Origin of the sequence: Streptomyces sp. NBC_01635, from assembly GCF_045209715.1 — a bacterium.
GTDB lineage: Bacteria > Actinomycetota > Actinomycetes > Streptomycetales > Streptomycetaceae > Streptomyces > Streptomyces hirsutus.
In genome coordinates, this window is sequence record NZ_CP109277.1 from 8,894,528 (window position 1) to 8,916,205 (window position 21,678).

The window sequence follows — 21,678 nt, forward strand, 5'->3', positions numbered from 1 at the left end:
AGTGGCGATGGTCTGACGCGATCGCCGAACCCCGAGCGCCCGGCCGGCTGGCCGTATGAACCCCGACCGCTACCACCTCACCCTCACTACGGCTGGCCGTGCGGCGATGCACGGATGGTGGGCGTCGGAGGCGACGGCGCGCGACAAGCTCACGGAGTGGGTGGGGGAGTGGGGCGGCGTTGTCAAGTTGTCTGAGGATGGCTGGCTGAGCGGGTGGCGGGGTGTGGTGGGGGCGGTTGCCGGCCCCGGGTCAGGCCGTGGTGGGCATGGCGGTCGTGCCGGTGGTCTCGTTCCAGGTGGCGAAGCGGTGGTGCATTTCCGTGCGGTACTCGGGGGCGGTCATCAGGTGCCGACGGGCCGGAAGTGCGGTGAGATGCCGCTGAACGCGGCCAGGAACCGCTGGGCTGCCCGAGGCGACCGGAAGCCCTTCCTGGCGCGTTCGCGCTGTCGTGTGGGCCGGTGGGAGTTCTCCGCCCGGTTGTTGAGGCCCTTGGGGGAGCGGTGCTCGACCGAGGGCATCAGTGTGCGATGGGCGGTGCCGTAGCTCTTCAGCTTGTCGGTGACCATCACTCGCGGGACCCGGCGCTGTTTCTTCATCAGCCTGGCCAGGAACCGCTTCGCGACCCTGGCATCGCGCCGGGACTGGACGAGGATGTCCAGGACGTTGCCGTCCTGGTCGACGGCCCGCCACAGGTACTTCAGCCCACTGTTGATCTTGATGAAGACTTCGTCCAGGTGCCATTTGTCGCCGGTCCGGGGCCGGTGACGACGTAGTCCGTTCGCGTAGGCTTGGCCGAACTTGGCGCACCAGCGACGGATGGTCTCGCAGGAGACGATGACGCCGCGCTGGAGCATGAGCTCCTCGACCTCACGGAAGCTGAGCGGGATCGGTGGTACAGCCACACGCAGTGGGAGATCACCTCGACCGGGTACCGGTGCCCCCTGTACGACGGCGACGTGCCCTCCACGGACGACCCCTCCCAGCATGATCAACCCGAAGAGCATCCCACCCGGTCAACCAACGTGACAGCGCCGGTCAAGACGCTGCGCGTCGCCACGCTCGACCAGCGCCACTTCACTGTGGTGCGTACTCGGCGCGGGGAGGCGTTCATGCTCTACCCGGCGTGACTGTTACCCCCTGGCCTGACCTGCGGTGGCTTGCGTGAAAGTCCCAACTCTGTTGCCACGTCACGGGCTTGGAGGCGCAGGATGGTCAGTGGCGAGGTTACCTTCGTGGATACGCGCGCCCCCGGCCGGTGGCGCGTCCGGTTCGCTGACCGGAATTTCTCTCTTCCAGAGGGGTATGCGAGGTGCCCCTCATCCCCGACAAGGAGGCGAAGGGCACATGGTGGATTCATTGCTGGCGGGCAAGAGCGCGCTCATCACCGGTGCGGCGCAGGGCATCGGCGCCGCGATCGCACAGTTGTTCGCCGCGCAGGGCGCCAAGGTCGTGATCGCCGACATCAACGAGGACGGCGGGAAGGAAACGGCCGCCACGATCACCAAGGACAGCGGGGAAGCGCAGTTCGTTCGGGCCGACGTCACCTCGGCGGCCGACCTCGAGGCGGCGGTCCGGGCCACCGTTGCCGCCTACGGCAGGCTGGACATCGCGATCAACAACGCGGGCATCGAGGAACAGGGCGGCGCGCCGCTGCACGAGCTCACCGAAGAGGCGTGGGACAAGTCGGTTTCGGTGAACCTCAAGGGCGTCTGGCTGTCCATGAAGGCCGAGATCACCCAGATGCTGGCCCAGGGCGGGGGCACGATCGTAAACATGGCTTCCATCGCCGGGATGGTCGGCCTGCCGCTGGGCATCGCTGACTACTCGGCGGCCAAGGGTGGCGTGGTCGCGCTGACGCGCACGGCGGCCATCGAGTACGTCAAGCAGGGCATCCGCATCAACGCCGTGTGCCCGGGTGTCGTCCGCACCGCGCTGCTCGACCAGGCAATCAACGCCGGCATGTTCACCGAACCGGAGGCGGCCGCGCTGCACCCGACCGGTGTGCTGATCAATCCCGAGGACGTCGCCCAGACGTTCCTGTACCTGGCCTCCGACGTGTCGAAGCACGTCACCGGGCACGCCCTGCCGGTCGACGCGGGCATGACGGCTGGCTGACGCCTGACCCGGCGCTAGGGTCCGTCTTCAAAGATCAGCAGGTGGTGGATCATGGCAGGGTGGTACGTCGTCATGAACTCACCGATCAGGAGTGGGAATTGCTCGCTCCGCTGATACCGAGAGCCGCCACGGGCCGGCCACGCGTGGACGACCGGCAGGTCGTCAACAGCATGGTCTACAAGATCCGGACCGGGATCTCGTGGCGCGACCTGCCGGAACGCTACGGGCCGTGGCAGACGGTCTACACCCGTTTCCGCCGCTACGCCCTGGACGGCGTGTTCACCCGGGCCCTGCAGCAGATTCAGGCTCGGGCGGACGCGGCCGGGGACATCGACTGGCTGGTGCAGATCGACTCCACCGTCGTCCGCGCCCACCAGCACGCCGCCGCGACCGGGCGAAAAGGGGGCGGCACCGGTCGGACGAACCGGACGATCACGCCCTCGGCCGATCCCGAGGCGGACTGACCACCAAGATCCACCTCGCCTGCGACGGCCGCGGCCGCCCCCTCGCGATCCTGCTGACCCCAGGCCAACGCCATGACAGCATCTGCGCACAGACCCTGCTCGAACGTATCCGCGTCCCCCGCGCCGGCCTCGGCCGGCCGCGCTGCAGACCCGACCAGGTCATCGCCGACAAGGCCTACAGATCCCGCGGCCTCCGCGCCTACCTGCGCAAACGCGGCATCGCACACACCATCCCGGAGAAGGTCGACTAGCAGCGCCACCGGCTGAACCGCGGCCGCCGGGGCGGCAGGCCACCCGGGTTCGACCGGCAGACCTACCGTCGGCGCAACACCGTCGAACGCTGCTTCAACCAGCTCAAGGGCTTCCGCGGCATCGCCACGAGATACGAGAAGACCGCCACCTCCTACGAAGCGGCGGTCACACTCGCATCGTTCCTGCTCTGGGCAAGATCCGTTTGAAGACGGACCCTAGTCTTCTGAGTCAGGAATTCCGTTCAGATGTGTAGGGTTGCCTGGTGGCACGTACTGGGCGGCCGAAGGCCGAGTTGATCCTGTCGGACGAGGAACGGGCTGCGCTGGAGGGATGGGTGCGACGCCGTTCCACGCCGCAGGCCTGGGCGCTGCGCTGCCGGATCATCCTGGCCTGCGCCACCGGCGCGTCGAACAAGGACGTGGCGGCGCAGTTGGGCTCCACACCGCATGCGGTGGGCCGGTGGCGGAAGCGGCTCGTCGAGCACCGGATCGCCGGGCTGGGCGACATGCCGCGCCCGGGTGGCCCCCGGACGGTCACCGACGAGCAGGTGGCCGCGGTGGTCACCAAGACGCTGGAGTCGACGCCGAAGAACGCCACGCACTGGTCGACGCGGGCGATGGCCCAGGAGATGGGCCTGTCGCAGTCGACCGTGTCGCGGATCTGGCGGGCGTTCGGCCTGCAACCGCACCGCACCGAGACGTTCAAGCTGTCGACGGACCTGTACTTCGTCGACAAGGTCCACGACGTGGTCGGCCTCTACCTGGACCCGCCCGAGCGGGCCCTGGTGTTCTGCATGGACGAGAAGAGCCAGATCCAGGCCCTGGACCGCTCCCAGCCGGTGCTGCCGATGATGCCCGGCGTCCCGCAGCGGATCACCCACGACTACGTGCGGGCGGGCACCACCACCTTGTTCGCCGCCCTGGAGGTGGCCACCGGCAAGGTGATCGGCTCGCTGCACCGCCGGCACCGGGCCGAGGAGTTCAAGAAGTTCCTGATCAAACTCGACCGGGAGGTGCCGGCGGGCCTGGACGTGCATCTGGTGCTGGACAACTACGCCACCCACAAGACGCCGGCCATCAAGACCTGGCTGGTCGCCCATCCCCGCTTCCACCTGCACTTCACCCCCACCGGCTCGTCCTGGCTGAACCTGGTCGAGCGGTGGTTCGCCGAGCTGACCAACAAGCAGATACGGCGAGGCCTCCACAAGAGCGTCCAGGCGCTGGAGAAGGACATCCGTACCTGGATCGCCGCCTGGAACACCGATCCCAAGCCCTACGTGTGGACCAAGACCGCGGACGAGATCCTCGAACGCCTCGCCGGCTATCTGAACAGAATTCCTGACTCAGAAGACTAGCAGTTCTGAGGATACTCCCAGGTCAGCGGGTGCGCGGCAGCTTCGCCCAATTCCTCAACTCCCGTACAGTAAGCGTCAGTTGGCGCCGTCGGCAACGAACGACCCGATGCCGTTCTCAATGCGGATCAGTCCGCGCTCACGTAGATCAGCTAGCGCCTTTCGCGCGGTCACCTGGGCTACGCCGAACTCAGCGCACAACGCCAGGATGCCGGGCAGCTTCGACCCCGTCGGGTACACGCCAGCGTCAATGCGCCGCTCAATCTCAGCGCTGATCTGTACCCACTTCGCGCGGGTCGGGTCTAGCTCCACAAGATCAATGCTCCGCGCTGCGGCAAAGTACTGCTAGGGATAGCGAGCTATAGCAAGGTCGCGTAACCTGGGTGGCCCGGCAATCCTGCCGGGACGAAAGCGCCCCAGGGCGACCGGGCAAGGGTCGACACCTGGGGCTGAGCCGACTGACTAGGAGTCGACCTAATGCGGAACCTTATCGCTGCGCTCATTGCGTGGTTCCTGCCCGCCCGTGGAAAGCGCCGCGCTACGCCGACCCCTGTCGTCCGCCGTGTTCCCCGCCCACTGCCGACGCCCAGGGCGCCCCGACCGGCCGACGTGATCGACGCTGACCGGCTTCCCCTCGTACGCCCCTTCGTCATCGCGCACGAACGGCAGCGGGAACGGGAACGGCAGCGGGAACGGCGCACAGCGGCAGCACTCGCAACGTTCGGCATTGACTACCCGTACGGTCCCCAGGGGCGTGCGGCATGAACGCTGGATTTCGCCGACTGGGGTACGACGCTGCAACCGGCAAGACGGCATACGCGCGCACGGAGCCAGGCGGCTTCCTCGACGCCATGGCCGACGTCGCAGCGCTGGAGACTGCCACCGTGTGGCACACGCTTGCCGGAGCCATGACCGACGGTCCCCAACTCAGCGCAGACGAAGCCAACTTCGTGTTGGCGCGCGTGGTGGAAGCGCTGGGCGAAGTGCTGCCCATTGCCATGCGAGCCGTGAACGCTGACGGCACGGTTGCCCGGTACGCCGAAGCCGGGCGGGATATCGGCACGGCCGTGCGCGACATGAAGCCGTAGGCGCGGCTCCGCCAAACGCCAGGAAGCCCCCTACGACCGCCCAGGAATCCCAGGTGACCGTAGGGGGCTTCGTCGTGCTCTCAGAGGACGTTCGGATTGAAGAAGTGGTAGTTCATGGTTTGTGCCAGGTTATGACTGTTTCTCCGGTGGCTCGTTTCGCGAGGTTGGAGATCATCGCGAGGCGGATCATGCTTTCGGAGTGGGCGGGTTTGGTCTCGTAGTCGCGAGCAAGGCGACGGTGCATCATGATCCAGCCGAAGCTACGCTCGACCACCCAGCGGCGCGGGATCACCGAGAAGCCCTTGACCTGCGAATTCCGAGGGACAACGTCAACGTCTATGCCCAGGACGGCACCGTGCTCGATCGCCTGTTTCTTGTAGCCGGTGTCGACCCAGGCCTTGCTGATCGTGGGGTGGTCGGCGGCGATGCGGGTGAGGAGCTGCTTGCCGGCGTCGTTGTCGGAGAGACATTGTCACGTTGGCTGACTAGCCTGGGATGATCTTGGAGTTGGTCGTGCCGGGGAGGGGGTCGCTCGTGTCGTCCGCGTTGCCGTCGTACAAGGGGCACCGGTACCCGGTCGAGGTGATCTCCCACTGCGTGTGGCTGTACTTCCGCTTCCCGTTGTCGTTCCGTGAGGTGGAGGAGCTGATGCTGCAGCGCGGCGTCATCGTCTCCCACGAGACGGTCCGCCGCTGGTGTATGAAGTTCGGCCAGGCCTATGCGAACGGACGGCGTTGTCACGTTGTTGAGGGTGTGAGTGCCTGACGGTGTGTCGGGTGTGGTGGGGCCAGCTTCCGCTCCGTGCTCAGGCCGCGGCAGACAGGCCGGCGACGCCGGTGATCTGCTCCCAGATCGCGAAGCGGATGGTCATCTCGGCGCGGTGGTCGGAGGCGGTCATCTGGTGGCGGTGAGGCCGGAAGTGGGGCGAGATGCCGCTGAACGCGGACAGGAACCGCTGGGCTCCGCCGACGGAACGGAAGCCTTTCATGGCGCGTTCGCGTTGCCGGGTGGGCTGGTGGCTGTTCTCGGCCCGGTTGTTCAGGCCCTTGTGGGAGCGGTGCTCGACCGAGGGCATGACCTCGCGGTGGGCCGCGCCGTAGGAGCGCAGTTTGTCGGTGACCACCGCCCTCGGCACCGAGCAGGTCTTCTTGAGCAGTGTGCGGAAGAACCGCCGGGCCGCAGTGGTGTCCCGCCGGTTCTGCACGAGGATGTCCAGCACGGTGCCGTCGGCGTCCACGGCCCGCCACAGATACTTCAGCTCGCCGTTGATCTTGATGAAGACCTCGTCCAGGTACCACTTATCACCGGGCCGGGGCCGACGGCGACGCAGCGCGTTGGCGTAGACCTGCCCGAACTTCGCGCACCAGCGGCGGATCGTCTCGTAGGACACGATGACGCCGCGCTCGAGCATCAGCTCCTCGACCTCACGGAATGACAACGGGAAGTGGAAGTACCGCCACACGCAGTGGGAGATCACCTCGGCCGGGTACCGGTGCCCCTGGTACGACGGCGTACTGCTCACGGACAACCCCCTACACCGTGATCAACCCGAAGACCATCCCACCCGATCAGCCAACGTGACAGTGCCGCCTGGTGGCGTAGGAGGTTTCGCCCTCCCGGGTGGGGCCGAAGACCGCTCAGATCACGGCCCGGGTTCCGGTCTCGACCAGTGTCATCAGCTCGACCTGGGGATAGCCGCTGTGCGGGCACCGCCCCAGCCGGCCCCGGTTGCGCTCGCTGTCGGGCACCTTGATCGAGCTGCAGCCGTCGAACGACACCGTCCGATACGGGCCGAAGCGCACCCCCGGCGTGGTCGGTTGGGCCAACGGCCCGGCCAGCACCTCGAACAACGCCCGCACCGGCGCGCTGCCGATTCTGCGGCGCAGATCACGGAGCGCTTTCGTGCTCGGGCAGACGATCGGCATCCCCGACAGGCCGGCGGTCAGCTTGTCCCAGACCAGTCGGTAGCCGATCTCGGGAAACAGGCACATCGCCACCAGGAAGTAGACGCCGACCCGCGAGGGCAGATCACGCAACCGTCGCTGCACGGTCCTGGTCTCGGACAAGACCGCGTCGACCAGCTCGAACGGCGTCAGTTCTCCCAGATGTCCGGGAGCAAACCGGCCCGCGGCCACAGTCACCGTACGGGTGATGGCCGTCAGCGCCGACGGCGAGACACAATGAACGGGCAACGGAGCTTCTTGCGGGACAAACTGTCTTGGACGACTGCCTGTACCAACGAGCTCCGTTGCTCCACGTCAAGAACCCCTCAACGCCCCTTGCGTGACCTGCAGAAACGCTAACTACCCGGCCTTGAGGGAAGGCCCCTCCAGCCAGTACACCGAAGCCGTCCCGACCCGGCCCCGGTCGGCCGCTGAGTTCGAAGAACCGGCACCCGGCTGTCCGCCACGACGGGGGACGTGCCCTCGCACAGGCCCTTAGGGCTCCCGAACGGTCGGGGTGGATAGCACCATGGCCGAAGCGAAGGCCGACTGTCAGCGGCATGTTAGATTTCCCCGCTCGTGGCCACTTCCGCTCCCCACTGTGGCCACCTCGATTCCCCGCTGGCGGCCACTTCGTGTACGCAGCGTGAGATCATCCTCGGCGGTGCTCGCCCCACCACGGCAGGAGCGGAGGCAGGTCGCTGAGCCCGCGCGCCGGCCGCTTGGGCATCGACGACTCCCCGTCGTCCCCGTCCCAGCGGCGTGCGTACTGGTCCGGGAGGCTGCCCCAGCCCCAGTAGGGAACCGGGCGGCCGGGTGCCTCGCCGAGTTCGTCGAGGGGGTCGATGCGCTTGTCCGCCACCGTGCACAGGTGGGCCCAGTCGTCGCCCATGTCGAAGACATAGGCGAACTGCTCGCCGGCCTGCAGCCTGCTCAGCTTGGTGGCATGGCCGTCCACGGTGCCGTCCGGGGCCTCGTCGTCCCACCAGTCCAGGGGGCTGACCCGGGTGCCGTCGGACAACGTGAACAGGTGCAGGTGGGCCAGGTCCCAACGGCCGAAGGCGAGATCGATGGCCGTGGCGAACTGGGCGAAGGAGTGCGATCGCGCGGCGGCGAAGATCCGGCCGGGGCGCGGCCACAGGTCCGCACCGTGCCCGGAGACCAACTCCACCCGGATGGACAGCCAGGTACGTGCCACGATCACAACCCCTTCATACGCCAGGTCCGCGAGCCGGCACCGAGGCTACTGAGTGTGACTGCCAGAGGGGGAATCGAGCCGGCCGTGCGTGGGGATTTTCTACCAGCCGCCGACAGCGCCGCTCTGCGTCGGCGCCTGACAGCCCTGCCCTTCGGCTTTGTCATCATGGCACTCGTCATCTCGTCATCATCCGGTCGGCGTTGGTGTCGGGTCTCTCGCTGTTCGCTCAGAAAAGCGCCAGGCCCTCACCGCTGGTGTCCGCGATGACTGGCCGGGACCGGGCTGGGAGGCCGTCCAGGCGGTCGGGTCCGGCCGCGGCGGCCACGGCGGGGGCGGTCTCGGCCAGCCAGGTACGGAACCGCTCGGCGGCTTCGCGGTAGGGGACTTGCGCCAGGACACGGTGCTCGCCGGAGGGGCACAGGTCGACGGCGACAGTGAGCAGGCAGGAACCGGGCGCATGGTGGCTGCCGGTCCAGGACACGCGCAGCGCACCGCAGGGTGTGCGCCCGCGGGAGCCGCTGGGGTCGCGGTGGGTCGGGCGCAGTGATCGGCAGGCTATGTGGGCGGTCCATGCGGCGAGGTGGGGTAGTGGCAGGGTGGTGCGGGTGCGGCAGCCGGGGCAGCGGTGCCAGTGGCGGAGCCAGTCGGCGGTGTGGGTGTGGAAGAGACGTGTGTAGTGGTTGGCCACGCGGATGTCGTTGCTGTAGAGGTGGTCGGGTCGTTCTTGTGTGTTGCAGGAGTGGCAGACGGGGGCGCGGACGTAGCCATGTTCGTGGCAATGGTCGAGTACGGCGGCGGGTGCGGTGCGGCAGATGGCGCACGTCCACCCGGCCACCTTGCGGGAGGTGCCGGGTTTCCTGCTGAGTACCGAGTACAAGTGGCCTTTCAGTTCCTCGTTGTACGGGCGCAGTGGGGCGGTTGGGCAGTCGGGGCTCGTCGTCTGCGGGCCGTCGGCGGCTCGGGCCTGCCGGTGGTGGGAGGGCGGCTCGGTGACGGTTGCGCTTGCCTGGCAGGTCCGCGCGGCTTTCAGCCACCGCGTTTCGGTGTGCTCGGCCACATCCAGCAGCCTGACCACGGCGCGCGGCAGCCACCAGGTCCGCGCCGTCCGGTCGCGGGTGTTCTCCACGAGGATCCGCCGCCAGTCGATCCCCGCCAGATGGTACGGCCGGCCGCCATCACATCGTGCTGCCCGCTCGGGCTCGTCCAGTTCCTGCAGTTCCCGGGCGATGCGCTGGCGCCATCGCAGCGGCGTGTTCTCGTTGTGCTCCTGCTTCGACCCGTCACGGAACGGACCGATGCGGACCAGGTCCTGGCGGTCCATCTCAACCGCGTTCAGTTCCGCTGCCGCCTGGCGCACCCCAGTCTCCGGAACACTCCACTGGCCGCCGCCTACCTTCACCGTCGCCACCACATAGCCGCCGAGCAGGACGTAGCCCGCCTGGGCATTGGCAAGAGAGCAGGTGAACGCCGCAGAAGCCGTCGGCACAGCGCTGCTGGCCGTCAAGCCGGCCCACAAAGCGTCCGCGGCGCCCAGAGTGATCAGGCCGCCCGTGCGGCCCGGGATGACACGCTCTGACATACCGACAGGCTAACGGCCGGTCTCCGCAGCGCCGCCCGCATCGCCTCGGCATTTGTGGCTTCGACGACTGCGCGCGCCCACAGACCCACTCCGGCTTCGGTGGCCGGGACCAGGTTCGAGGCCACCGCCCACCGCCAGGCCGCAACCGGCGCCTTCAGCCGACCCGCTGCTTGGTACCCGTCGTACGCCTCACGCATCACGACCACTCCGATCTCAAGCTCTTTCCCACCTCAGCCTGTGCGTCGCGGCGGCACGAAACGGCGCGTACCGGCGGTCACGGCAGTGTCGCCTGCGTGGGCAGGGCGTCTGTGCGGGCCGGATCCGGGCGGACCGTGGGGCGGGAGCCGGTGAGGTGGTTTCGCGTCCGGTGTCCCTTCCTGCGGACCGGTGCCGGGAGGTGCGGCAGGCCATGGGCGGCTGTCCGCAAGGGTGATGTTTGCCCGGGACAGCGGCGACGGTCCCGTTTGGGTGAGTAGCATCCGGCAGCAACAACCCCCGTATGAAGGAGCGTGCCGCGTGGCCGCCGAGCCGGAAGAGCCCACCACCCAGAGCCTGCAGAGCCAGTACGCGGCCCAGTTCGCCGACCACCTCGCGGACAATCGGGAGGAACAGGCCCGTCTGCGCAAGCGTCTTGAGCAGCTCGAGGCGGACGAAGCCTGGCTGATCAAGGCGCTGGAGACGGTGTCCGCCCCGGCCGAGGCCGGTGCCGGCGCCCAGGCGCCCGAGGGCGAGCCGGCACCGCCGCAGGACAACACGTCCGGGCCCACCGAGCCGGCGGAAGCGGCCGAGTTGGCCGAGCCGTCCGAAGCGACCGATGTTGAGGCTTCCGCGGCTGTGCCGAAGCAGCGGCAGGACAAGCCGGCCGAGGCACCCGCGAAGAAGACCACGGCCAAGAAGACGGCCGCGAAGAAGACGACGGCCAAGAAGGCCACGGCGAAAAAGCCGGGGGCGAAGAAGACAGCAGCGAAGCAGGCGCCTGCGGCGAAGAAGACGACGGCGTCCAAGGCCGGTGAACCGGCCCTGGGTGAGCTGCTGTTGACCGTTCTCGGCAAGCAGGCGGGGCAGCCGCGCACCGCGGGCGAGGTCGCCGGCGACCTGGAGCGGGAGTACCCCGAGCGGGCCCGGGACATCAACACCGTGCGCAACACCCTGGAGCGGCTGGTCGCCAAGAGCCGCGTCGAGCGGATGAAGCAGAAGAACACCGTGCTGTACACCGCCGTGACCGAGTCCGCGCCCGCCGCGGACGACGCAGCCGCAGAAGCGTCCCCGACGACCGAGACGGCCGGCGCCGAGGAGACCGAGAAGGTGCCGGCGCAGGCCTGGTGAGGGTCGTGCCGCCCGTCGTGGCGCGCTGCACCGTCCCGGGCGCTGGCACCCGGCACGCTGTGACCGGCGGAGAGGTCGGATAACCGCGCGCCGACGGGGTAGAACGGACGCCGGGTGCCTTTCGGCTACGGACGGCCCTGCCCACAGACCAGCCGGGACCTCTCGGCGATATCGAAGGACAAGCAGCATGGCCAGCGGCACCGTGAAGTGGTTCAACGCCGAAAAGGGCTTCGGGTTCATCGCCCAGGACGGCGGCGGCCCGGACGTCTTCGCCCACTACTCCAACATCACCGGCAACGGCTACCGGGAGCTGGTCGAGGGTGAGCCGGTCACCTTCGACGTGGCCCAGGGCCAGAAGGGTCCCCAGGCCGAGAACATCGTGCGCGGCTGACGAAGGCAACTGCGCACTGCCCCGCGAGAGTGACTGTGTAGAGTGGCATCACCGACGCGGGGTGGAGCAGCTCGGTAGCTCGCTGGGCTCATAACCCAGAGGTCGCAGGTTCAAATCCTGTCCCCGCTACGAGAACGAGGGGCCCGGCGTCAGCCGGGCCTCTTGCCACGTCCAGCCTGTGCCGCTCGAAAAGTCATTGCCCCAGGTGGGAGTGGTGTGGGTCGGCCGCTGGGAGCATGTCCGCGTGATCGTCTCACCGACGGACACGATGGTCCGGAAGCCGCTCTTTGTCCCGTCGGTGCTGCCGCGCCGCGACACCACCAAGGACGCCGAGCCGCTCGTGCTGCGGCACGAGCACGCCGTGCTGCGCCGGCAGCCGACCGGCCCGATCCGCTACGAGCCGGCCGTGCGCCTGCCGAAAACCTCATCCGCGCAGGTCATGCGGCATATTGGTACGCGTGGAGGATGCCGCCGAGCCGTTCACGTCTCCGTATGCCGAGGCGAGCGATCTGCTCCGGATCGCTGTCCGGGACCGGCAACGGGTGCAGAGGGCGGGCGTTGTCGATGTCCTGATGGAGCCGATGGGAGTTGGAGAAGTCCTCGAGCTCGCGTAGCGCGTGCAGCAGATGCCGCTGGTTCCAGCTCAACATGCGGTCCAGCAGCTCGCGCCGACAGGTCTGCATCCCCCCGTTCCATGATCGAGTTCATGCGCGGCATCCGCACCCCGCTGGGCACCACCTCAATCCCCACCTCAGCGAGGACCGCGTCGAACAGCGAGGGGAGCTTCCCGTCGCGGTCCCGGATCAGGAACCGTGCCCGGCAGCGGGCGTCTTCGAGGTCCATGACGAGATTCTTCGCGGTCTGCGTCACCCAGGAGGCGCTCGGGTGCGCGGTGGCGCCGAGGATCCGGATCCGTCGGCCGGCATGCTCGATCACCGCGAACACGTACAGGCGCGCCCCGGACAGCGTGACCGTCTCCAGGAAGTCGCACGCCGGCAGGGCGTCGGCCTGGGAGCGCAGGAAGTCCGCCCACGTGCGGGAAGCACGTTTTGGTGCCGGGTCGATCCCAGCTTCCTGGAGGATCTCCCAGACGGTGGAGGCGGCCACCTTGATCCCGAGAACGAGGAGTTCGCCGTGGATGCGGCGATACCCCCAACCAGGATTCTCCCGCGCAAGCCGCAACACCAAGAGCCGGATGGAGCGCACGGTCCGCGGCCTTCCCGAGCGCTTCGGCCGGGAAGCGGCAGCGTGGCGGCGTGCGCCCAGATCGCGGTGCCGGCACAACACCGTATCCGGCCGCACCACCAGCCGTATCCGGCGCAGCACCTCCGGCGGCAGCCGGTGCAGCAACGCCGCCAGGAACGCCCGGTCGCCCGGGGCGAACCGCACCCTGTCTTTGCCGAGTTGACGCTGAAGCACCGTGATCTGATGGCGCAGGGCGAGGAGCTCCGCGTCCTTGTCCCGGTCGCTCATCGGTAACAGGCGGACCATGGCGAACGCTTGGGTCCGGTCGGGTAAGCCAGTCGCAGCAGCACGACCGACCATCATGTCGGGACAACCACCAGGTACGCGAGAGCACCCCCTCCAGCGCCCGCGCGCGAGACCCCGCGCACCGTCTCCCACCAGGGTGGATGAGGTTTTCGGCAGGGGCAGCGTCTCGGTCTGCTTGACCAGGCGATGCGCGCCCGGCGGGCTGAGCGGAAATGCTCGGGGGACGTTCTTGGTGTAGGCCGCGTCCATGATCACCTCGGTGTGCTGGAAGGGTTGGCGGCCGGCTTGGGTCGGGTTGCCGACGACGTGGTCGACACCCTCCATCTGCTCGGGGGTCTCCATCCAGCCGACGAGGAGCCGGCCGAAGATGATCGCCCAGCCGTATGCCCCGGCGTACTTGAGTCGGTGGATCTTGTCGCGGAGGGCTCCGGAGTACACGGCTACGGTGTCGACGCGGGAGAAGCCCCTTTGCTCGACCGGCACGGTGCACAGCCTGTTCCCGCACGCCCTGCCGGGCAGGACGGCCTGGGAGCAGACCGGGCAGCGCGGGTCGGCGACGGGCCAGCGGGCGTGTCCGCGCTCGTTCGGTGACTGATGCGCTCATGCTGTACACCGGGTCAGGGCCACTGCACAGGTCTGCACAGCGGTCTTACCGCCGGGCCCGGGCGACGGCAGGGTAGTAGGCGAGCGGTACCCGGCGGAATGTCAGGATGGGGGCATGACGACCAAGGTTTACTTCGATATCACCATCAACGACGAGCCCGCCGGGCGGATCGTCTTCAACCTGTTCGACGACGTGGTTCCCAAGACGGCGGAGAACTTCCGCGCCCTCGCGACCGGCGAGAAGGGCTTCGGCTACGCGGGCTCGTCGTTCCACCGTGTCATCCCCGATTTCATGCTCCAGGGCGGCGACTTCACCCGGGGCAACGGCACCGGAGGCAGGAGCATCTACGGCGAGAAGTTCGCCGACGAGAACCTCACCCTCAAGCACGACCGGCCGGGCCTGCTGTCCATGGCCAACGCGGGCCCGAACAGCAACGGCTCGCAGTTCTTCATCACGACCATCGTGACGGGCTGGCTGGACGGCAAGCACGTGGTGTTCGGCGAGGTCGCCGACACCGAGAGCATGGACCTCGTCAAGAAGATCGAGGCCCTTGGCTCCTCCAGCGGCCGTACCTCCGCGAAGATCACTATCGCCGAGTCCGGCCAGCTCTGACGATTCGCCGCCAGCGCCGCCGAGAGGCGTCCGCCCGACGCGCCCCTCGGCGGGAATCGGCACGCGGCCGTAGCCATAGACGGCTCCCGGACAGTGATGAGTTTGGACGCAGGGAGAGTTGACGGCTCACGTATGGTGGGGAGGAAACGCATCAACGCCCACCCCGGGCTGTGAGCCGGGCGGGCCGAACGGGGGAAGAAAGGTGCGTGCCCGATGACGGTCGGGCTCCTCTCCACGATTGCTGCTGTGTTCTACGGGGGTACGGTCTCGATCCTCGCTCTGACTGCGACCTTTGCTCGGCGCCGCACGCTGCGGCGTGAAGCACGCAGCACCCTTGCCGTCTTGGTGCCGAGGAGGGCGGTGGAGCCGCAGCAGGCAGCCCGCACGGCAGTAGGCCCAGACAGCTGAGCGGCGTTGTCAAGTTGTCCATGACGTGTCTGGCTGATGGGATGTCAGGGTGTGGTGAGCCGGGTGCCGGGGCCGGGTCAGGTCTCGGTGGGCAGGCCGGTGCTACCGGTGATCTGGTTCCAGGTCTCGAAGCGGCGGTGCATCTCGGCGCGGTACTGAGGGGCGGTGAGGCGGTGGCGTCGGGGCCTGAAGTGCGGTGAGATCACGCCGAACACGGACAGGAACCGCCGTGTCCCGGTGGCGGAGCAGAAAGCCCTTCATCGGGCGTTCGCGCTGCCGGGTGGGCTGGCGGGAGTTCTCCGCCCGGTTGTTGAGGTACTTCGACTGCCGGTGTCCGACCAAGGGCATCAGCTCCCGGTGGGCGAGGCCGTAAGTGCGGAGCCTGTAGGTGACCAGCACCCGGAGCACCCGGCATTGCTTCTTCATCGGCTTGGCCAGGAGCCGCTTCGCGGCCGTCGCGTTGCGCCGGGACCGCACCAGGATGTCCAGCACGGTGCCGTCCTGGTCCTGTGCCGCTCGAAAAGTCATCGGCGCAGGTGGGAGTGATGCGGTTCGGCCCTGGGATCATGTCCGCGTGATCGTGTCTCTGCTGTACAGGGTGGCCCGGAGGCTGCTGTCCGTCCCGTCGGTGCTGCTGCGCCGTGACACCGCGAAGGACGCCGAGCTGCTCGTGCTGCGGCATGAGAACGCAGTCCTGCGCCGGCAGATTGCCGGCCCGGTTCGCTACGAGCCGGCCGACTGGTTCTGGTTCGCTGCCCTCTCCGGGCTGATACCCCGGCGACGCTGGCACGAGGTCTTCCCGGTCACCCCAGGCACCTTGCTCGCCTGGCACCGCAGGTTCGTCGCTGTCAGGTGGGATTACACCGCACGCCGACGCACCGGACGCCCGCCCACCCGAGCGGCGATCAAGACGCTCGTTCTGCGGCTGGCCCAGGAGAACCCGCGATGGGGGCACAGGCGGATCCAAGGGGAGTTGGCTCGACTCGGGCATCGGATCGCTGCCTCGACGGTCTGGGAGATCCTCAACGCCGCGGGCACCGGCCCGGCGCCGCGTCGTGCCGGTCCGACTTGGCGCGAATTCCTGGCCGCCCAGGCCGAGGGGATCATCGCGGCGGACTTCTTCCACCACCGGCACCGCGCTCGGCACGAGGCTGTCCGCACTGGTGTTCCTCGAGCACGGCACGAGGCGCCTGCACATCACCGCAGGTCACCGCCCAGCCCACCCGGGAGTGGGCCGTGCAGCAGGCGCGGAATCTCGCCGCCGACCTGGGCATGCGCATGGAGTCTCTGCGGTTCCTGCTGCGTGACCGCGACGGCAAGTACGGTGCGGCGTTCGACGCGGTCTTCGAGGCCGAGGAGCTGGAGGTGATCTTGAGTGCCCCGCGGGTTCCTCGGATGAACGCCCACTGCGAGAGGATCATTGGCAGCATCCGGCGCGAGATGCTCGACCACGTCCTGATCGTGAACGAGGCCCACGCCCGCCAGGTCCTGGCCGCCTACCGGCGGCACTACAACACCCACCGACCTCACCAAGCCCGACAGCAACTACCGCCTGATGCCAAGGAACGGCCCGATGCCACAGTGCACGACCTCAACGCCCGCCGAGTGCTGCGGACCAGGATCCTCGGCGGCGTGACCAGCGAGTACCGCTATATCGCTTGACCGGCGACGATGACTTTTCGAGCGGCACAGGGTCCGTGTAACGGGAAGACAACAAACCCCGCGCGTCGTTCCTGGCCGACACAGCGCTGCGCCAGGATTGAAACGCAGAAGGGCCGACTGCCAGGCCCGACCGGGCAGTTGCCTCATCGTTCGGAAGCAACCCTGGCTCACGCAGTGTGGCCCCAACCCTCAAGGAGATATCACATCGTGCCCACCATCAGGAAAACCGCCCAGCGCCTGTTCGCTGTAGCGTTACTGACCGCAGGCCTCAACCTTGCAACTCCGGCGAATACCGCGCTCGCCATGAATCAGACACCTTGCACTACTGGCGACTTGTTGCACATGTGGGGCCATTACAGTCGTCCGCTCATTGTCGGCCCTTCCGGGCCCTTCGAATTCTGCGCCGCCAACGCGGGAACCATGGGACTCGGAGCTGGCGCCTGGGTGGACAAGATCTCCACTGGGAACAACGACATCCAGATGAACGACGCCAACGGCACTCCCATCAGGATCAGTCGCTGGAACATCGTGACCTACCCCAACCGGCCACCGAACATCACATCTATTCAGATCTTCTGAGGTGCCGGCATGTTCAGCGGCGGCGCGCTCGGCGTCGTCGCCTGGCGCCGGACCAGCGCGGGGCGCACCCCGTACTGGAACGTCGGCGCGCAACTGCGGCCGTCGCGCGGCCGGGGCATCGGCACCGCCGCGCAGCGCCTCCTGGTCGACTACCTATTCGCGCACTCTCCCGTCGTACGGCTCGAAGCGGACACCGAGACTGGCAACGTCGCCGAGCAACGATCCCTGGAGAAGGCCGGGTTCACCCGCGAAGGCGTGATGCGCGCCGTGGGGTTCCGCGACGGGCAGTGGCGGGACGCGGTGCGGTACGCGGTGATACGAGGAGACACCGCGCGGCCGGACACGGCCGAAGGGCCGGAGTCCGGCCGCGCGTGACCGCCTCCGCCCGGTCCTGTCGCCCGGGCGGGTTCTCATCGTGCCTGTGCCGCTTGGAAAGTCATCGCTGCTGGTCAAGCCGCATATCGGTACTCGTTGATCGCTCCGCCGAGGATGCGGGTGCGTAGGAGTTTGCCGGGATGGCCGTGCTGGCGTTCGGCGGCGGGTTCCTCGCTCACGTCGGGCGGGAGTTGGTCCCGGGCCTGGTGAGGCCGGTGCCCGTTGTAGTGATCTTGGTACCGGCCGAGGACGCGACGCGCATGGGCCTCGTTCACGATCAGCACGTGGTCCAGGGCTTCCCGGCGGATCGTGCCGATCACGCGCTCGCAGTGGGCGTTCATTCGCGGCGCCCGGGGCGCGCTGAGCAGCACGTCCACGTCCTCTGACTGGAAGACGGCGTCGAAGGTCTCGGTGTACTTGGTGTCGCGGTCACGCAGCATGAAACGCAGGGACTCCATCCGTGTGCCGAAGTCAGCGGCGAGGTTGCGCGCCTGCTGCACCGCCCACTGGCCGGTCGGGTGGGCGGTAACGCCGGTCAGGTGCAGGCGCCGGGTGCCGTGCTCGAGGAACGCCGGCACATACAGGCGCTTGCCCAGGACGGTGTCGAGGTGGAAGAAGTCCGCGGCAATGATCCCCTCGGCCTGGGCAGTGAGGAACGCGCGCCAGCCGGGGCCGGAGCGGCGTGGGGCCGGGTCGATGCCCGCAGCATTGAGGATCTGCCAGACGGTGGCCGGTGAGATCGGGTGCCCCAGCCGGGCCAGCTCGCCCTGAATCCGGCGATGGCCCCACCTCGGATTCTCCTCGGCCAGGCGCAGGACGAGCTTCTTCAGCGCGGCCGGGGTCGGGGGTCGGCCGGTGCGGCCGCGGCGCTTGGAATAGTCCCACTTCTTCGCGATCAGCCTGCGGTGCCAGGCCAGTACGGTGCCGGGCTGGACCTGGAAGACCTGCGCCCAGCGACGGCGCGGTATCAGCGAGGACAGGGCAGCAAACCAGAACCGGTCGGCCAACTCGTAGCGCACCGGTCCTGCGAGTTGGCGGCGCAGGACCGTGTTCTCGTGCCGCAGCACGAACAGTTCAGCTTCCTTCGTGGTGTCGCGGCGCAGCAGTATGCCGGGGACGGCCAGCAGCTTCCGGGTCACCCTGTACAGCAGCGAGACGATCACCACGACAGCATCCCAGCTGCTACCGACGCTCCAGGACATGGGTACGCACCTGCAGCGATGACTTTCCGAGCGGTACAGGCACCGGCCGTTGCGCCTCCTTGACTGGACGCCGGGCTCCCGATGTCATCAGCTTGGGCAACGTGAACGCCCGGCCGCGCGATGGAAGAAGCCCCCACAGCTCCTTCGCCGAGGACCGGCCAGAAGTCTCACCGCTCGCACCACACCGACAGGACCACCGTACAAAGCGCTCGCCGCCGAGGGCCGGTCCGGCGCGGAAAAGCGATCATGCCCCCTCTGGCCGCCCTGGCCTTCACCGAAGACCGCCGCCGCAGCACCGGCGAATCCCACCAGGCCCTCTGCACACTCCTCGGGGAAAGCGGCCAAGCGCCCCCTATCCCCGCAGCCCGTCACCCTGAGCAGGCGCAGCTGGGGACCGCGGTCTTCCTTGCATGCTGCAAGATCGGCGGCCTCTCCGAGCACTCCCTGGGCATCGTCCACGTCCGACCCGAGGAAGATCAACTGTCGATCCGGGTCGTCAACGAGCCGTACGTCGTCCACTACTGGGCTGAGTTCCTCCTCCCCGCCTGAGCCCATGCCCTCGCGTCGGGCTTTTCCTCGAAACGTGGACGCGTTCATCCAGAACGACGTCAAGGCTCTGAGTTTCCATGCCCTCGTGTCGGGCCTTACCTCGGAACGAAGCATCATCTGGAATGCCCCCAAGGGTAGGACGTTTCCATGCCCTCGTGTCGGGCTTTTCCTCGGAACGTGCAAGGGATACTGCTTCGGTCGTGCGATGTTTCCATGCCCTCATGTCGGGCTTTCTGCTGGAGCGCGAGTTGTGGCACTGAGGTGAGGCGGTCGCGTTTCCATGCCCTCATGTCGGGCTTTACCTCGAAACTTAAAAAAAAACCTAGTGGCTCGGATTGAGCGTTTCCATGCCCTCGTGTCGGGCTTTCCCTCGGAACTCTTCTCTCAGGCTGGCGTTCCTGACCTGCCGTGATGATGCACGTTGCGCAGGATCGGGCGCCAGCGGTTCGAAAGAGGTGTGGCGCGGGTCACTCAGCATCTTCCTCCTGTCGTTGACCTGGGGAAACGCGTCGCGCGGGAATCGGGAGCCGGGGTGGTCGGCGTGGCTGGGCAGTGACGGCGACTTGGGTGTGGCCGCAGCCGTGGGTGGTCTGGGCGCCGATGCCGGCGGTGTGGGCGTAGAGGCTGAGGGCGGTGAAGGTGGCGAAGACGGCGGGGGGTGGGGTGCCGGTGAGAGTGAAGGTGCAGTGGCCCGTGTAGCCGGTGCGGAGGGCGGTGGTGGTCAGGTGGACGGGTTGGGTGGCGATGTCGTGGGAGCTGAGGGCGAGGTGGGTGCGCATCTCGCGTAGGGCGGTGTCGGGAATGTTCAGGTGCTGGGGGGCGTGGGTGTTCCAGCGGCGGGCGAGGCTGCCGTAGAGGAGGTGGGGGTCGGGGAGGGGGTATTGGGTGCCGTTGCGGGAGAAGTAGGTGGGGGTGACGGCGTGGAGTTCGGCGTGGGTGGCGGGGCCTGCGGCGAGGAGGGCTTCGTAGGGAGCGTGTTCGGCTGTGGCTTCGGTGAGGACGAAGTGCTGGGTGCCGAGGCGGAGTTCCCGGCCTTCCTTGAAGACGTCCTGCAGGTGGTGTGTGTCGTCGAGCCAGCCGATGCGCAGGACGGCGGTCTGCGGTTCGGGGGCCGCGAAGAGCGGGGAGACCGACCAGGGTTTGTCCGCCGTGTGGTGGTTGTGCCCTGGTTCCTCCAGGAGGGTGGAGGCCAGGCCGTGGAGTTGGGCGGGGGTGACCTGGCGGCGTACGGGGTGTGCGGCGCGGAGGGTGAGGTGCCAGAGCGTGGGCATCGGGGGTTATGAGTCCTGGTCCTGCGGGGAGCGGGGTCGGGGAAGGGCGTTGACGGTGGTCTTCAGGTCCTCCATCGCCTCCGCGTTGTGCCGGGAGGTCGTGGTGCGGCGGATCGTGTGGAACCAGGTGGGGACGGTCGGATCGTTGTTGCGGAGTTCGAAGATCTTGTCCTGGACGCTTCGGCAGTCTTCTCGGCCAGCTGGGCGGCCGGTCACGTGGTTCCGGATGAGTGTCTGGATGGTGTGTTCCAGCTCGTTCTTGTTCTTCTGTGCGGCGCGGTGTGCCTGGGGCAGTTCGGCCAGGTCCAGGAGTGCGGGGACCAGGGGGGCGAACAGTTGGAGGGCGAAGTCGGCGAGCGAGAGGTCCATCAGGTAGCCCTCCAGGAGCGCCAGGGCGATCAGGGCGACGAGCAGACCGGTGAGGAAGCGCGCGTAGCCCTGGTGGTTTTTGCGTCCCCAGAGGAGGTTCTGGGCCTGGCAGGCGAGGGCGTCGACCGGCCAGGGGACGGCGGGGACGTTCTCGTACCACTTGTAGTCGCGGTCGACGCGGGGGCGTGGGGCGGCGTCGTCGATCTCCTGCTGGACCGCTTGCCGGTCTCCGACCAGGACCGTGTCCCAGGGAAGGTCGAAGAGCTGGGTGTCGTACAGCTCCTGGTAGGCGGTCGCCTTCGCACGCTGGGTCTTTTCCCGGCCCTTGAGATAGATGCGCGCGACGATGAGCCAGAGTGCGGCAACGACGGCGAGGGGCACGCTCGCGCCGGGGAGGATGAGGGTGAACACGGGGGCCAGGACGGCGAGTCCGATCGTCCCGATGGTCCGGTTCAGGCGGATGGCGTCGGCCTGGTTGTGGGCGATGCGGGCTGCCGCGCGCAGTTCGACAAGGTCCTCCTCGTCCTGTCGCCGGGGAATGGGCGAGGGGGTGGGAGACGGTTCGGCGGCGGCCGTCATCGGCGGGTGCCCTTTCGGTACGGGGGCTGCTGCGTGGGGCGGCCCCTGTCGCTCTTCTTGTCGGGGTGGAGGGGGAGCAGGGGGCTGTTCCACAGGGGAGGCTGCGTCCCCGGCCGGGCCTGATCTTCCGGTCTTCCTCCTGTTCGTTGGAGACGAACCAGGCGTAGGACTTTCCCTCGGGGTCGGGGGGAACGGGTGTGCCGGCATCGTGATGGTCCTCGTCGTACACCCGCGGGTAGTGCACGGCTGCTTCCTCGTTCCCCTGGGCG

General features: G+C 68.0%; 16 protein-coding genes, 1 tRNA gene and 8 pseudogenes. 13 read left to right on the top strand and 12 right to left on the bottom strand.

Going from position 1 to position 21,678, the window contains the following annotated elements; all coding sequences use genetic code 11:
• Nucleotides 1-250 precede the first annotated feature (250 nt).
• A pseudogene (locus OHB56_RS40535) lies at nucleotides 251-968 on the bottom strand (IS6 family transposase).
• 377 nt (nucleotides 969-1,345) lie between these two features.
• Between OHB56_RS40535 and OHB56_RS40540 the strand changes: the two are divergent.
• From OHB56_RS40540 to OHB56_RS40550, 3 genes and pseudogenes are all read left to right on the top strand, one after another.
• Nucleotides 1,346-2,116 (top strand): glucose 1-dehydrogenase, encoded by a 771-nt coding sequence (locus tag OHB56_RS40540; protein WP_351129555.1) that lies wholly within the window; start codon nucleotides 1,346-1,348, stop codon nucleotides 2,114-2,116.
• Between the two features lie 59 nt (nucleotides 2,117-2,175).
• Nucleotides 2,176-3,038, top strand: a pseudogene (locus tag OHB56_RS40545) (IS5 family transposase).
• Nucleotides 3,039-3,094: 56 nt separating this feature from the next.
• Nucleotides 3,095-4,186: an IS630 family transposase gene (locus tag OHB56_RS40550; protein ID WP_406350971.1), complete on the top strand. Its 1,092-nt coding sequence runs from the start codon at nucleotides 3,095-3,097 to the stop codon at nucleotides 4,184-4,186.
• Between the two features lie 75 nt (nucleotides 4,187-4,261).
• Here OHB56_RS40550 and OHB56_RS40555 read toward each other — a convergent pair whose 3' ends face one another.
• Nucleotides 4,262-4,495, bottom strand: a complete 234-nt coding sequence (locus OHB56_RS40555) for a GntR family transcriptional regulator (protein WP_406350969.1) — start codon at nucleotides 4,493-4,495, stop codon at nucleotides 4,262-4,264.
• A gap of 449 nt (nucleotides 4,496-4,944) precedes the next feature.
• Here OHB56_RS40555 and OHB56_RS40560 point away from each other — a divergent pair, with 449 nt between their 5' ends.
• Nucleotides 4,945-5,271, top strand: a complete 327-nt coding sequence (locus OHB56_RS40560; protein WP_406350967.1) for a hypothetical protein — start codon at nucleotides 4,945-4,947, stop codon at nucleotides 5,269-5,271.
• A 112-nt stretch (nucleotides 5,272-5,383) separates the two neighbouring features.
• Here the strand turns inward: OHB56_RS40560 and OHB56_RS40565 are convergent.
• Nucleotides 5,384-5,737: pseudogene (locus tag OHB56_RS40565) on the bottom strand (transposase); the annotation flags it as partial.
• 29 nt (nucleotides 5,738-5,766) lie between these two features.
• Here OHB56_RS40565 and OHB56_RS40570 point away from each other — a divergent pair.
• Nucleotides 5,767-5,982 (top strand): annotated as a pseudogene (locus tag OHB56_RS40570) (IS6 family transposase); the annotation flags it as partial.
• Between the two features lie 94 nt (nucleotides 5,983-6,076).
• Here OHB56_RS40570 and OHB56_RS40575 read toward each other — a convergent pair.
• The 4 genes and pseudogenes from OHB56_RS40575 to OHB56_RS40590 all read right to left on the bottom strand — a co-directional run bounded on the left by OHB56_RS40575 (nucleotide 6,077) and on the right by OHB56_RS40590 (nucleotide 9,991).
• Complete coding sequence (locus OHB56_RS40575; protein WP_406350966.1) at nucleotides 6,077-6,799, bottom strand: IS6 family transposase; 723 nt, start codon at nucleotides 6,797-6,799, stop codon at nucleotides 6,077-6,079.
• A gap of 112 nt (nucleotides 6,800-6,911) precedes the next feature.
• Nucleotides 6,912-7,463: pseudogene (locus OHB56_RS40580) on the bottom strand (transposase domain-containing protein); the annotation flags it as partial.
• A 403-nt stretch (nucleotides 7,464-7,866) separates the two neighbouring features.
• Nucleotides 7,867-8,412, bottom strand: coding sequence for an IS1096 element passenger TnpR family protein (locus tag OHB56_RS40585; protein WP_055593228.1), 546 nt, complete (start codon nucleotides 8,410-8,412; stop codon nucleotides 7,867-7,869).
• A 226-nt stretch (nucleotides 8,413-8,638) separates the two neighbouring features.
• Entirely contained in the window at nucleotides 8,639-9,991 is a 1,353-nt protein-coding gene (locus OHB56_RS40590) for an endonuclease domain-containing protein (RefSeq protein WP_406350964.1), read from the bottom strand.
• Nucleotides 9,992-10,507: 516 nt separating this feature from the next.
• On the opposite strand from OHB56_RS40590, the gene OHB56_RS40595 reads away from it, so the two are divergent.
• From OHB56_RS40595 to OHB56_RS40605, 3 genes are all read left to right on the top strand, one after another.
• Entirely contained in the window at nucleotides 10,508-11,317 is an 810-nt protein-coding gene (locus OHB56_RS40595; protein WP_406350962.1) for a BlaI/MecI/CopY family transcriptional regulator, read from the top strand.
• A 187-nt stretch (nucleotides 11,318-11,504) separates the two neighbouring features.
• Nucleotides 11,505-11,708: a cold-shock protein gene (locus OHB56_RS40600; protein WP_055628868.1), complete on the top strand. Its 204-nt coding sequence runs from the start codon at nucleotides 11,505-11,507 to the stop codon at nucleotides 11,706-11,708.
• A gap of 55 nt (nucleotides 11,709-11,763) precedes the next feature.
• A tRNA-Met gene (locus OHB56_RS40605) sits at nucleotides 11,764-11,837 on the top strand.
• Nucleotides 11,838-12,145: 308 nt separating this feature from the next.
• On the opposite strand, the pseudogene OHB56_RS40610 reads toward OHB56_RS40605, so the two are convergent.
• Nucleotides 12,146-13,243, bottom strand: a pseudogene (locus tag OHB56_RS40610) (integrase).
• Nucleotides 13,244-13,917: 674 nt separating this feature from the next.
• Here OHB56_RS40610 and OHB56_RS40615 point away from each other — a divergent pair.
• Nucleotides 13,918-14,415 carry a peptidylprolyl isomerase gene (locus OHB56_RS40615; protein WP_055593223.1) on the top strand — a complete coding sequence of 166 codons (498 nt, stop codon included), beginning with the start codon at nucleotides 13,918-13,920 and terminating at the stop codon, nucleotides 14,413-14,415.
• A gap of 485 nt (nucleotides 14,416-14,900) precedes the next feature.
• Here OHB56_RS40615 and OHB56_RS40620 read toward each other — a convergent pair.
• Nucleotides 14,901-15,336, bottom strand: a pseudogene (locus OHB56_RS40620) (DDE-type integrase/transposase/recombinase); the annotation flags it as partial.
• Between the two features lie 61 nt (nucleotides 15,337-15,397).
• On the opposite strand from OHB56_RS40620, the pseudogene OHB56_RS40625 reads away from it, so the two are divergent.
• From OHB56_RS40625 to OHB56_RS40635, 3 genes and pseudogenes are all read left to right on the top strand, one after another.
• Nucleotides 15,398-16,485: pseudogene (locus OHB56_RS40625) on the top strand (integrase core domain-containing protein).
• Nucleotides 16,486-16,692: 207 nt separating this feature from the next.
• The gene (locus tag OHB56_RS40630; protein ID WP_406350960.1) at nucleotides 16,693-17,064 is read left to right on the top strand and encodes a beta/gamma crystallin domain-containing protein; all 372 of its coding nucleotides are present in this window, start codon (nucleotides 16,693-16,695) and stop codon (nucleotides 17,062-17,064) included.
• Between the two features lie 9 nt (nucleotides 17,065-17,073).
• Nucleotides 17,074-17,439, top strand: coding sequence for a GNAT family N-acetyltransferase (locus tag OHB56_RS40635; RefSeq protein ID WP_055598170.1), 366 nt, complete (start codon nucleotides 17,074-17,076; stop codon nucleotides 17,437-17,439).
• Nucleotides 17,440-17,513: 74 nt separating this feature from the next.
• Here the strand turns inward: OHB56_RS40635 and OHB56_RS40640 are convergent, their stop codons facing one another.
• Nucleotides 17,514-18,641, bottom strand: a complete 1,128-nt coding sequence (locus tag OHB56_RS40640) for an integrase core domain-containing protein (RefSeq protein ID WP_406350957.1) — start codon at nucleotides 18,639-18,641, stop codon at nucleotides 17,514-17,516.
• A 246-nt stretch (nucleotides 18,642-18,887) separates the two neighbouring features.
• Between OHB56_RS40640 and OHB56_RS40645 the strand changes: the two genes are divergently transcribed.
• Nucleotides 18,888-19,190: a hypothetical protein gene (locus tag OHB56_RS40645; protein WP_406350956.1), complete on the top strand. Its 303-nt coding sequence runs from the start codon at nucleotides 18,888-18,890 to the stop codon at nucleotides 19,188-19,190.
• Between the two features lie 467 nt (nucleotides 19,191-19,657).
• Here OHB56_RS40645 and cas6 read toward each other — a convergent pair whose 3' ends face one another.
• Nucleotides 19,658-20,461 carry a CRISPR system precrRNA processing endoribonuclease RAMP protein Cas6 gene (cas6, locus tag OHB56_RS40650; protein WP_406350954.1) on the bottom strand — a complete coding sequence of 268 codons (804 nt, stop codon included), beginning with the start codon at nucleotides 20,459-20,461 and terminating at the stop codon, nucleotides 19,658-19,660.
• Between the two features lie 6 nt (nucleotides 20,462-20,467).
• The gene (locus tag OHB56_RS40655) at nucleotides 20,468-21,409 is read right to left on the bottom strand and encodes an S-4TM family putative pore-forming effector (RefSeq protein WP_406350952.1); all 942 of its coding nucleotides are present in this window, start codon (nucleotides 21,407-21,409) and stop codon (nucleotides 20,468-20,470) included.
• Nucleotides 21,410-21,678: the final 269 nt, after the last annotated feature.